Here is a 12,423-nt window from a genome sequence, read left to right on the forward strand (position 1 = left end):
TTATTATACCAAACTGACAGCTTTTACGCTGCGTTCGCTGAATCCTTGTTCTTGAAGAACTTGAATGCGTAGCTGGCACCAACCATAACTCCAACCACAACAAGTGCTCCAACGATACCGGAAAAGCTGGTTCCTACAGCAGACTCGCTGTTCTTAAATGCATAATCAGGTAAAAGAGATGTGCTCTCCTGAATGCCTGCAGCTGTGTCATAAACGCCACCGTCTGCCTCAAGCTCTGTTGTTCCTGCAACCTGCTCCATTGACCACTCAAGGCCATCAGGGAATGAGGAAGCGAAAAGAGATATTGCTCCGCCACAGATTGCTGCTGCAACCGCAAGGGCGATAACTGTTCCCTTAAGGCTGAGCTTGCCTTCCTTAACCTCTGTGCTCTCGCCAACACCCCAAAGAAGTTCAGGTCTTGCCTCGTGAATGAATACAAGAACAGCTGCTGTTATAAGCCCTTCAACAAGGCCGATTGCCAGGTGAATAGGCTGCATTGTTGCTACAAATACTGAGAAAGGAAGCTCTGTCACACCTGAGAGCAGAGTCTCAATGGTAACTGAGAAGGCTCCCATCTGAAGAGTAAGTATACATCCCAGGATGGATGCAAGAATGATCTTACCTCTTGTGGCTCCTTTCTTCATTATTGGTTTCCATATAAGTAGTGCTCCCACGAAGCACCCATAAAAGGCCATGTTCCATATATTACAGCCCAGGGCCAGAAGTCCTCCGTCTGCAAAGAGTAAACACTGTACCAGCAAAACTCCGATCATAGTAAGGAATCCTGCGTAAGGTCCAAGGATTGCAGAAAGCATCATACCACCACAAAGGTGTCCTGATGAACCTGTTCCGGGAATGGTGAAGTTGAGCATCTGTGTTGCAAATACGAAAGCTCCCATTACTCCCATTACAGGGATCTTCTTAGGATCATTTTCTTCCCTGACCTTCTTAACTGATACACCCGCTGCTGACGCGGATAAAACGTACATTGTTCCAGCTACTGCCGGTGCCACGAGGGCGTCTGCCATATGCATAATAATTCTCTCCCATATACATTATTCTTGCGGTTTTCCCGCCACTTTATTAAGTATACGGGTGAGTAATTATGCTCACAAGCCCCCCGGGGGGTTCTTTTACTTGTTGTTCACAAAAAGTTCTTTAATTGCTTTGTCGTAAGGAGCTCTTAAAATTCCGTACTCTGTTACAATTCCTGAAATAAGCTCATTGTCCGTCACATCAAAGGCAGGATTATAGACCTTGACTCCTTCAGGAGCCATGCGTTCTTTGTACCACATCTCTGTGACTTCCTCAGGTTTTCTCTGCTCTATGGTTATGTCGTTGCCTGTAGGTGTATTTATATCAATGGTTGATGTTGGAGCGCAAACATAAAATGGTACATTGTAGCGCTTTGCAACAGTAGCAACCATGCTTGTTCCTATCTTATTTGCTGCATCTCCGTTTGCAGCAACTCTGTCGCAGCCGACAAATATGGCATTAATTGCTCCGCTCTTCATAAGACTTGCAGACATGTTGTCGCAAAGAAGTGTTGTATCTATTCCTGCAGAATGAAGCTCAAAGGCAGTAAGCCTTGCCCCCTGTAAAAGAGGTCTCGTCTCATCGCAGTATACTCTGATGTTCATTCCCTTTTCATGAGCCAGATACATAGGCGCTGTGGCAGTTCCGTACTTGCAGGCACAGAGCTGTCCGGCGTTGCAGTGGGTAAGGAGACCATCGCCATTCTTTATGAGTGTCACGCCATACTCACCAATTCTTCTGCACACATCGATGTCTTCTTCCTTGATGCGCTGGCATTCATCCCGCATTTCTCCGATGATAGCGCTTCGGATCTGCTCAAAGCTCTTTTCACCATTGCTGTTTAAAAGCTCCTCATATACCTTCTCCACATGAGCCTTCATGCGCTTAAGAGCCCAGGACAGATTAACTGCAGTAGGTCTTGAGGAATTCAGGAACTCACTCTTTTCCTCAAGCTCTTTCATAAAGTCCTCATAGGATCCGGCCTGGGAATGCTTCATCAAAAGATAAAGCCCCATCCCTGCACTTACTCCAATAGCCGGAGCGCCTCTTACCTGAAGCAGGTAAATTGCGTCCCAAATTTCTTTTGCCGTGTGAAGTCTTATGATCTCAATTCTGCCGGGGAGCAGAGTCTGGTCAATGATTTCCAGGGCGTCGTCTTCATCTATAAGAGATACAGTTTCGTAATCTAGTATGCTGTTCATATGCTTCTCCAATCTAGTTTATTTCCACCAGACTATTATAACAGGAAAAGAGACACCAGCCAAAGGACCGGTGTCTCTCTGAAAATCTTATTTAATTTCTATCTCAGGATTTCTGCTCAAGAGCCTCTTCGATCTTCTTTGTAAGTGCAGGAACGATCTTGTTGAGGTCGCCTACTACGCCGTAATCAGCTACATCGAAGATAGGAGCGTTCTCATCCTTGTTGATAGCGATGATGAGATCTGACTCCTCCATACCAGCAACGTGCTGGATTGCTCCGGAAATACCGATAGCAAAGTAAACCTTAGGTCTTACTGTCTTACCGGTCTGACCAACCTGAAGATCCTTTGGCTTCCATCCAGAATCAACAACTGCACGTGAGCAGGATACTGTTCCGTGAAGAACCTTAGCAAGGTCCTCAAGGATCTTGAAGTTCTCAGGGCTTCCAACTCCACGTCCGCCAGATACAAGGATCTTAGCTTCCTGGATGTCCTCAACCTCTGAAACAGCCTTAACGATCTCAAGGATCTTTGTGTAGCAGTCATTCTCAGCAAAACCAGGATTGTAATTTACAACCTCTGCCTTAGCGCCCTTAACAGGTGCAATCTTCTGCATAACACCAGGACGAACTGTAGCCATCTGAGGGCGGAAATCAGGACAAGCGATTGTAGCAATTGTGTTTCCACCAAATGCAGGACGTGTCATAAGGAGCTGTTTGTGCTTCTGTTCTACGCCTTCCTTAGGCTCAAGAGGGAAGTCTCCGATATCCAGCTGTGTACAGTCAGCTGTAAGTCCTGTGTGTACTCTTGATGATACTCTTGGTCCAAGGTCACGGCCAATTGCTGTAGCACCAACCAGAAGGATTTCAGGCTTGTACTCATTGATTACAGATGCAAGTGCATGTGTATAAGGCTCTGTTCTGTAATCCTTAAGCTCAGGATCATCAACAACGATTACACGGTCTGCACCGTACTCAGCAAGTGTATCTACAAGGCCACCAACATTGTCGCCAAGCAGAACTGCTGTAACTTTTTTCTCATCAAGATCATTTGCGAGATCTTTTGCTTTGCCCAGAAGCTCAAGAGCGATACTTGAAAGCTCATTATCTACCTGCTGAGCAAATATAAATACACCTTTATATTCTTCTAAAGACATGACTCTTCTCCTTTGTTCTATTAAATATTTTACTCCGTGATATACGCATGACTTCGCTTCACTCTCGTCATGCTACATCCATTCGGAATCCGCACCATAGTGCTACTTCCTCATGTATGTTCGCATCCTGAGGTCAAAAAGTCATTTGTGCAAGCACATGCCTTTTTGACTTCTGTCTGCTATATCACTCAGATAACATGCTTCTCTGTAAGTTTGCCTACAAGGTACTCAACTGCTTCATCTGCTGAATCAGGAGCAACCTTCTCGCCCTGGCCCTTCTTAACCTTATCAGAAGCCTTAGCGATCTGTGTAGGTGAACCCTTAAGTCCAAGATTTGAATCGTCAACGTCCTTAAGATCAGGTCTTCCCCAAACAGTAACGTCCTTTTCAAATGCATCAAAGATTCCGCCTGGTGTCATGTATCTAGGCTCGCCGAGCTCAGCAAGAGCTGTGATAAGGCAAGGCATCTTAGCCTCAACCATGTGATAACGATCCTCGAACTGACGCTTAACAACAACCTTCTTAGCCTTCTCGTCTACCTTGATCTCTTCAGCGTAAGAGATTACAGGAAGTCCAAGGTGCTCAGAAATCTGAGGGCCAACCTGAGCTGTATCTCCATCGATAGCCTGACGGCCTGTGATAATGAGATCATAATCAAGGTTTCTGAGTGCACCGGCAATTGTTGAAGATGTTGCCCATGTATCAGCGCCGCCCAGAACTCTGTCTGTTACAAGAACTGCCTTGTCAGCGCCCATAGCCATAGCCTCACGAAGAACTGCCTCAGCCTTTGGAAGTCCCATTGTAAGAACTGTAACCTCTGCGCCGTACTCATCTTTTAATTTAAGTGCTGCCTCAAGTCCTGCTTTGTCATCAGGATTCATGATTGCAAGCATTGCACCTCTATCCAATGTTCCATCGGGTTTGAACTTAACGCCGCCCTTTGTATCAGGGACCTGCTTAATGCAAACTACAACTTTCATTTTATTTTCTCCTTTTTCTATGTTTTCATAAGGAAGTTCGGCTCTCGTGCAAACGCACTCGCCCGAACAAAGTAGTACACCAGACTCGTGAAATACCTCGTCAGGTGATTACTTTTACTTCAGCAGTGCTCCAGAGATAACCATTCTCTGAACTTCAGATGTACCCTCGTAGATCTCAGTGATCTTAGCATCACGCATCATGCGCTCAACTTCGTACTCTCTGATGTAGCCGTATCCACCGTGAAGCTGTACAGCCTTTGTAGTTACATCCATTGCTACCTCTGCTGCGAAGAGCTTAGCCTTAGCAGCTTCGATTCCGTAGTAATCCTTATTTTTCTTAGCATCAGCTGCCTGATAAACAAGGAGTCTTGCTGCCTCACACTGTGTAGCCATGTTAGCAAGCTGGAACTGTGTATTCTGGAAAGCACCGATAGCTCTACCGAACTGCTTTCTCTCTTTTACGTACTCAACTGTTCTGTCGAGAGCACCCTCAGCAATACCAAGAGCCTGAGCAGCGATACCAATACGTCCACCATCAAGAGTGTGCATAGCGATAGCGAAGCCCTTTCCTCTTGCGCCAAGAAGGTTCTCAGCAGGAATGTGGCAATCCTGGAAAATAAGCTCGTATGTGGATGAACCACGGATACCCATCTTATTCTCCTTTGTACCGAAGGTGAAACCAGGAGTATCTTTCTCAACGATGAATGCTGAGAACTTCTTCTGCTTTCTGCCCTTCTTATCTTCTACAATATCTGTGTAAGCGAAGATGATGTAGATATCAGCTTCCTTACCGTTTGTGATGAAGCACTTTGAGCCGTTCAGGATCCACTCTTTACCGTCCTCTGTAAGAACAGCCTTTGTCTGAACGCCCTGAGCATCTGTACCAGCCATAGGCTCTGTAAGACCAAATGCGCCGAGCTTCTCGCCCTTTGCAAGAGGTACAAGGTACTTCTGCTTCTGCTCTTCGTTACCATATGTCATGATAGGATCGCAGCAAAGTGATGTGTGAGCAGATACGATAACTGCTGTTGTACCACAAACCTTTGCAAGCTCCTCTACACACATGATGTATGTAAGAGGATCACAACCCTGTCCGCCGTACTCCTTAGGAATCGGAATACCCATGAATCCGTACTTCTGCATCTTAGCAACAGTCTCTCTTGGGAACTCCTCTGTCTCATCAACGTCTATTGCATGAGGCTTAACTTCTTTTTCTGCGAATTCTCTGAAAAGAGCTCTTGCCATTTCATGTTGCTGATCAAGCTGAAAATCCATTTTTATTTCCTCCATCTGTATATAATTATATTAGTTCATAAGGAAACACTTGATACTACGGGCTCGTGAAATACCTCGCCTCGTATTCAAGTGTACCTGATCGCTAAGTTCGAAAAAACCTCGCTAAGCGCTCAGGCATCTGTAGGAACCTTGTTTCCGTCAGCGTAGTTGTAGAAACCGATGCCGGTCTTAACGCCGAGCTTCTTACCACGAACCATCTTACGAAGGAGAGGGCAAGCACGATACTTGGAATCGCCTGTCTCTGAGTAGAGAACATCCATGATTGCAAGTACGATATCAAGTCCGATGTAATCACCAAGCTCTAATGGTCCCATAGGATGGTTGCATCCAAGCTTCATAGCTGTGTCGATACCAGCGATATCTGAAACGCCTTCTGAGTATACGAAGATACCTTCGTTGATCATAGGAACAAGGATTCTGTTAACAACAAAGCCTGCTGCCTCGTTAACCTGAACAGGAGTCTTTCCAAGATCCTCAGAGATCTTCTTGATCTTGTCTACCATATCGTCAGGAGTGTTAGCGCCCTGGATAACCTCAACGAGCTTCATAACAGGAGCTGGGTTGAAGAAGTGCATTCCGATGATAGGCTTTGAAAGGCCTGAGCCAATCTCTGTGATTGAAAGTGATGATGTGTTTGAAGCAAAGATACAATCAGGGTTCTTTACGATGTTATCCTGAAGTTCCTTGAAGAGGTTCTTCTTGATATCCATAACCTCAAGAGCAGCCTCAACTACAAGATCAGCATCTGCACAGATGTCGTTAAGACCTGTCTGGATCTTACCTGTGATCTTATCAGCCTCTTCCTGAGTCTTCTTTCCCTTAGCAACCTGCTTATCAAGTCCCTTCTTGATCTTAGCGAATCCGCCCTCAGCGAACTCAGTCTTGATGTCGCAAAGATAAACCTTCTCTACGCTCTCAGCCTGAGCAAATGTCTGGGCAATTCCTGATCCCATTGTACCTGCACCAATAACAGCTACTTTCATGTTTGTTTCCTCCTAAATTTGTTTTTTATGTTTGCTCGCATGATACGCATGACTGCGCTCACGCTCTTATCATGCGTTTTTAAAATCTACAACCTTTTTCTTGGCAGGATCATCTTTCTTTCTGAGGAAGTTAGCCATACCTTCCTTCTGATCTTCTGTCTCGAAGCATGATCCAAAGAGCTTCTCCTCGATTACAAGTGCTGCATCGATGTCAACCTGACGGCCGTCATTGATTGCCTTCTTGCAAGCGCGAACAGCGATAGGAGCGTTGGCAGCGATCTGTCCTGCCATCTTCTCAGCTGCTGCAAGGAGCTCTTCCTGAGGATATACAGCATTTACAAGACCAATTCTAAGAGCCTCGTCTGCCTTGATGTTCTTTGCTGTGTAGATAAGCTGCTTAGCCATTCCGTCGCCGATGAGACGAGCCAGTCTCTGAGTTCCACCAAATCCAGGAGTAATTCCAAGACCAACCTCAGGCTGACCAAACATAGCGTTGTCTGAGCAGATACGAATATCGCAGCTCATTGAGATCTCACATCCGCCGCCAAGTGCAAATCCATTGATTGCAGCAATAACTGGAACAGGGAACTGCTCGATCTTACGGAATACGTCGTTACCCTTCTTACCGAACGCCTCACCCTCAGCCTTTGTAAGCGTGCTCATCTCTCCGATATCAGCACCTGCAACAAATGACTTCTCGCCAGCACCTGTAAGAACAACGGCTCTTACTGTGTTAAGATCAAGACCGTCAAATGCAGCCTCAAGGTCATCAAGAACCTGTGAGTTAAGAGCGTTGAGAGCCTCTGGTCTGTTGATTGTGATAACGGCAATCTTATCTTTTACTTCGCAATTTACAAAACCCATTTTTTCGCCTCCTTGAGTCATTTACAAAATCGTGTTATACGCATGACTTCGCTTCGCTCTCGTCATGCTACATACATTCGGAAATCGATCCGGTCATAAACTCCCGGATCTTTTTTCCTCATGTATGTTCGGGTCTTAAATTGAAGTAGTCTGCATCGTGCAAGCACAGCAGACTACTTCAGCTTAATCCCCTATATCACTCATACTTCTCTACGATAGTAGCACATCCCATTCCGCCACCGATACAAAGTGTTGCAAGACCCTTCTTAGCATCAGGTCTCTTAGCCATTGCATGAAGCAGAGTTACAAGAATACGGCATCCTGAAGCTCCAACTGGGTGTCCAAGAGCGATAGCTCCACCATTTACGTTAACCTTGCTCATATCAAAGCCAAGATCCTTAGCAACTGCAACTGACTGAGCTGCAAATGCCTCGTTAGCCTCGATAAGATCGATGTTGTCAAGTGAAAGTCCTGTCTTTCCAAGAACCTTCTTAGTAGCAGCAACAGGTCCGATACCCATAATCTCAGGCTCAACACCTGCAAGAGCTCCGCCTACCCATGTAGCCATAGGCTTGATACCAAGCTCCTTAGCCTTCTCTTCGCTCATAACAACAACAGCAGCAGCACCATCATTGATACCTGAAGCGTTACCTGCTGTTACAAGTCCGCCTTCCTTGCCTGAGCAGCATTTAAGCTTTGAAAGAGTCTCAACAGTTGTGCCGGCACGAGGTCCCTCATCAACCTTGAACTCTACCATTTCCTTCTTAACCTTTACAGGAACAGGAACGATCTCATCATCGAATGCGCCTGAAGCCATAGCCTTCTCGCACTTCTGCTGAGAATTAGCTGAGAACTCATCAAGCTCTTCTCTTGTAAGATTCCATCTGTCGCAGATATTCTCTGCTGTGATCATCATGTGATAGTGATTGAATGCATCTGTAAGAGCATCGTTTACCATGGTATCTACAACTGTTCCGTTGTTCATACGATATCCGAAACGTGCATTAGGAAGTGCGTAAGGAGCCATAGACATGTTCTCCATACCACCTGCTACAACTATATCAGCCTCGCCAGCCTTGATAAGGTCAGCAGCCATATTGACACAGTTAAGGCCAGAGCCACATACTACGTTAAGTGTTACTGCAGGAGTCTCAATTGGAAGACCTGCCTTGATTGATGCCTGTCTTGCAACGTTCTGTCCAAGTCCTGCCTGGATTACGCAACCCATAAGGACCTCATCAACCTGCTCAGGCTTAACACCTGCACGATTAAGAGCTTCCTTGATTACGATTGAACCAAGTTCTGCTGCGGGAGTATTGCTAAGTGCTCCGCCCATCTTACCGATAGCAGTTCTTACTGCGCCGGCTATAACTACTTTCTGTGCCATAAAATTACCTCCATTTTTTATTATCTTGTGATAACTTTTGCTCTGCAAAACAAGAGTGTTAAATTTTTGTCAGAACAGTTTTATTTTAGCACAGCACTTAGACAAATGCAACAAAAATAGCTCCCGGTTGGGAGCTATTTTATAAAAAATCCATAGATTGATATTTAATTAACGGAATACTATGTTCACCTTGCTGATATCATCAGATCTCAGGCTCGATCAAACCGTAGGTATTACCTTTTCTCTTGTACACTACGCTTACCTGATCTGTCTCTGCATTCATGAATACAAAGAAGTTATGACCAAGAAGTTCCATCTGAACACATGCATCCTCTGCATACATTGGCTTAGGATCAAACTTCTTCATACGCTCGATCCTGATGTCCTCTTCGTCCATGTAATCAGTCTCGATGTATTCCTTCTTGAAGTTACTGATCTCAGCCTGCTGCTTATCTACCAGTTTGCTCTTGTACTTCTTGAGCTGTCTCTCAATTACTTCCTCTACAAGGTCAATTGAAACATACATATCATTGCTTACCTGCTCAGCACGTATGATCTTGCCCTTAACAGGAATAGTTACCTCGATTTTATGCCTCTCCTTATCTACACTAAGTGTCACATTGGCATTGGTGTCGGGAGTGAAATACTTCTCAAGCTTTCCAATCTTCTCCTCAACTGCTGCCTTCAACCCGGGTGTTACATCAATATTCTTTCCTACGATAGTAAATTTCATGCAATCATCCCCTTTGCTGCGCTAGAATCAAGCGTTTTTAGTTATAGATATTATACCATACTATACGCGCCAAAATGCAAATAAATAATTGTAGCAGCATATACTTGTATTCTTTTTTGTGGACAATGTGGATAACTTCGTGTATAAGTGTGAAACATTGGGGACGTTATCAGTGAGCTATGAAGACTCGGAACCGCTACGCTTGTTCCCACTCTGTGCGTGAAGTGCAACGAAATCATAGATTTCTGCACTTCTGGCGTTGTTTCACGGCGTTCGCCGTATAGACATATAAAAAAGACATCGGAAACATGCCTGCATGTTTCTGATGTCTTTTTTTATATGTCTGCATAGCTCACTTTAGAAGATACGTCTTACAGCAAGAATTGTTCTGTAGTTAGCATCCGAAACCTTGATACCTGTCTTAGCCGTAGATGCATGTACGATCTGACCATTACCGATGTAGATAGCTACATGACCTGAATAGCATACGATATCACCAGGCTGTGCATTTGCAAGTCCATCAACAGCTGCACCAACAGATCTGTCACCACCGGAAGAATGTGGAAGACTTACACCAAAGTTATTATATACACTCATTACGAATCCGGAACAGTCGGCTCCGTTTGTAAGAGAGGTTCCACCGTAAACATAAGGGTTACCAACAAACTGAAGTGCAAACTGTGCAACAGCAGATCCGATAGAGCTTGTAGCTGTTGTGTAAGATCCTGCAGAGTTATAACTCTTAGATCCTGAAGAGCTTGTGCTCTTTGATGTATTTGACTTAGCAGCCTTGTTAGCAGCTTCTCTTGCTGCTTTCTCCTTGGCAAGACGAGCTTCCTCTTCTGCCTTGGACTCAGCCTTTACGAACTCAGTAGAAAGGGTTACATAGTCAAGTGATACATAACCATCACCTTCCTCGATACTAACCTTAACCCATCCGTCCAGCTCTTCCTCAACAACAAGCTGATCCTCGATAGGAACGAGACCAAGAACCTCAGCATCAAGGCTTGGGCCTCCTCTAACCTTAAGGGTTGTAGTTGTTACAGTAGCGATTCTGGTTCCTACTTCCTTAGCAAGATCAACGGCGTCATCACCGGTTACACAGTACTCGCCCTTAACATAACCTTCAACTGATCCTGACTTGATCTTGTACCAGCCGTTTTCCTCCTCGATGAAGGTACCAACTGACTTATCGTAAAGCTTACCTATGATCTCGCCATCCTCCTCACTTGGAAGATCACGAACGTTTACATAATCATTAACCTTAGCAATTACAAGAGTCTTGAAGAGCTCTTCCTCAGAATCTTCTTCCTCTTTATCCTCACTGCTTGTAGCTTCAGCATTCTTAACCACTGCACCTGTAGCACTCTGAATATCTGAAAGAATGCTGTCTGTTACTGTAGATGCCATTGGTGTTACGTTTGTAACTGTATCACTTGTCTCAACTGTCTCAAAGAGACTTGATACTGCACTGGTACTTGAAGAACTCTCTGTCTCTGCCTTCTCGGTCTCCACTGTTTCCTGGATACTTGAAAGGGAAACCTGGTTGCTTCCCAGAGCATATGTTATACCTGCCTGAGGCAGAACACTGGTTACTTTATTAGATGAAGCGTAAGCGTCAATTCCAAAGCTAGTAAATGTCACTGCAGCCGTCATAGTAAATGCGGCAAGCTGCATAAATGGCTTATTCAAAACTAACCTCCAAAATATTACGAATTTGTTACATCTTTTTAAAAATATACGCCACACTTCATGATTTGTCAAATTAATTCTAAAATCTTTATTAATTTTTCGACTTTCCAACCATGAAATCTTGTACAGAAGTTACGGCATTTGCACCGTCTGCAACAGCTGTAACTATCTGTCTTAAGCGCTTTTTACGGGAGTCACCTGCTACAAACACGCCAGGTGCTGAGGTTGCACCATCCTCACCTGCGATGACATACCCCTGCTCGTCGCAATCAATCAAAGAAGCAAAAAGATCTGTTGATGGGTGGATTCCGATAGCCACAAATATTCCATCAACTGCAAGATCACTCTCTTCCTTCTTCTTAACATTTTCGATATGAAGGGTTGTAACCTTATCCTCACCCTTTATCTCTTTTACAACGCTATCCCAGATAACTTCCACGTTAGGGATCTCAAAAAGCTCATCCTGAAGGATCTTGGTAGCTCTAAGCTCATCTCTTCTGTGGATGAGGTAAACCTTCTCAGAGAATCTTGAAAGGAAGATTGCATCCTCAACAGCCACATCTCCGCCGCCGTTAACAGCAGTGATCTTTCCCTTATAGAAAGCACCGTCGCAGGTTGCGCAGTAGGATACGCCCTTTCCGATATACTCCTCTTCTCCAGGAACGCCAAGCTTTGAATGATGTGCCCCGGTAGCCAGGATAATGGTGTGTGTCTCATATTCCCCGGCATCTGTCACAACTTTATAAACGGGAAGCTCAGTATCTGAGCCAGCCTTTACACATTCAACAGAAGAAACTGTTCCGTCAGCAAACTCTGCTCCGAGCTTGTCTGCATGCTCTCTGAACTTCATAGCCAGATCAAAGCCGTTAACCCCAGGGATTCCCAGGTAATTATCAACCTCATAGGTATCGATTATCTGTCCTCCGCTGACAGGATTCTTTTCTATAATAAGCATGTTAAGACCGGCTCTCTTGGCATAAACAGCAGCTGAAAGACCTGCAGGACCTGAACCGATGATTATAAGATCGTACATATAAAAACCTCCTTTTGGAATCAAAAACAAATTAAATTGTGTGCAATTGAATATTACCACATCTT

11 protein-coding genes are annotated in these 12,423 nt (G+C 44.8%); all 11 read right to left on the reverse strand.

Annotation, left to right across the window (positions count from 1 at the left end; translation table 11 throughout):
* Positions 1-23: 23 nt before the first annotated feature.
* Positions 24-1,034, reverse strand: a complete 1,011-nt coding sequence (locus tag BO18_RS04915) for an energy-coupling factor ABC transporter permease (RefSeq protein WP_034444106.1) — start codon at positions 1,032-1,034, stop codon at positions 24-26.
* A gap of 99 nt (positions 1,035-1,133) precedes the next feature.
* Positions 1,134-2,237, reverse strand: a complete 1,104-nt coding sequence (mtnA, locus tag BO18_RS04920) for an S-methyl-5-thioribose-1-phosphate isomerase (RefSeq protein WP_034444109.1) — start codon at positions 2,235-2,237, stop codon at positions 1,134-1,136.
* Positions 2,238-2,340: 103 nt separating this feature from the next.
* Positions 2,341-3,390, reverse strand: a complete 1,050-nt coding sequence (locus tag BO18_RS04925) for an electron transfer flavoprotein subunit alpha/FixB family protein (protein WP_034444112.1) — start codon at positions 3,388-3,390, stop codon at positions 2,341-2,343.
* 188 nt (positions 3,391-3,578) lie between these two features.
* Positions 3,579-4,370 carry an electron transfer flavoprotein subunit beta/FixA family protein gene (locus tag BO18_RS04930; protein WP_034444114.1) on the reverse strand — a complete coding sequence of 264 codons (792 nt, stop codon included), beginning with the start codon at positions 4,368-4,370 and terminating at the stop codon, positions 3,579-3,581.
* 114 nt (positions 4,371-4,484) lie between these two features.
* Positions 4,485-5,645 (reverse strand): acyl-CoA dehydrogenase, encoded by a 1,161-nt coding sequence (locus BO18_RS04935; protein WP_034444116.1) that lies wholly within the window; start codon positions 5,643-5,645, stop codon positions 4,485-4,487.
* 131 nt (positions 5,646-5,776) lie between these two features.
* Positions 5,777-6,649, reverse strand: a complete 873-nt coding sequence (locus BO18_RS04940; protein ID WP_034444118.1) for a 3-hydroxyacyl-CoA dehydrogenase family protein — start codon at positions 6,647-6,649, stop codon at positions 5,777-5,779.
* Positions 6,650-6,718: 69 nt separating this feature from the next.
* On the reverse strand, positions 6,719-7,513 hold the full coding sequence (locus BO18_RS04945) for an enoyl-CoA hydratase-related protein (RefSeq protein WP_034444120.1): 795 nt from the start codon (positions 7,511-7,513) through the stop codon (positions 6,719-6,721).
* Positions 7,514-7,709: 196 nt separating this feature from the next.
* Positions 7,710-8,900: an acetyl-CoA C-acetyltransferase gene (locus tag BO18_RS04950; RefSeq protein WP_034444122.1), complete on the reverse strand. Its 1,191-nt coding sequence runs from the start codon at positions 8,898-8,900 to the stop codon at positions 7,710-7,712.
* Between the two features lie 202 nt (positions 8,901-9,102).
* Complete coding sequence (gene hpf / locus BO18_RS04955) at positions 9,103-9,633, reverse strand: ribosome hibernation-promoting factor, HPF/YfiA family (protein WP_034444124.1); 531 nt, start codon at positions 9,631-9,633, stop codon at positions 9,103-9,105.
* Positions 9,634-9,990: 357 nt separating this feature from the next.
* Positions 9,991-11,325: a C40 family peptidase gene (locus BO18_RS04960; RefSeq protein ID WP_034444127.1), complete on the reverse strand. Its 1,335-nt coding sequence runs from the start codon at positions 11,323-11,325 to the stop codon at positions 9,991-9,993.
* A 91-nt stretch (positions 11,326-11,416) separates the two neighbouring features.
* Positions 11,417-12,358: a thioredoxin-disulfide reductase gene (gene trxB, locus BO18_RS04965; RefSeq protein WP_034444129.1), complete on the reverse strand. Its 942-nt coding sequence runs from the start codon at positions 12,356-12,358 to the stop codon at positions 11,417-11,419.
* Positions 12,359-12,423 lie beyond the last annotated feature (65 nt).

This window comes from Butyrivibrio sp. AE2032 (genome assembly GCF_000702965.1).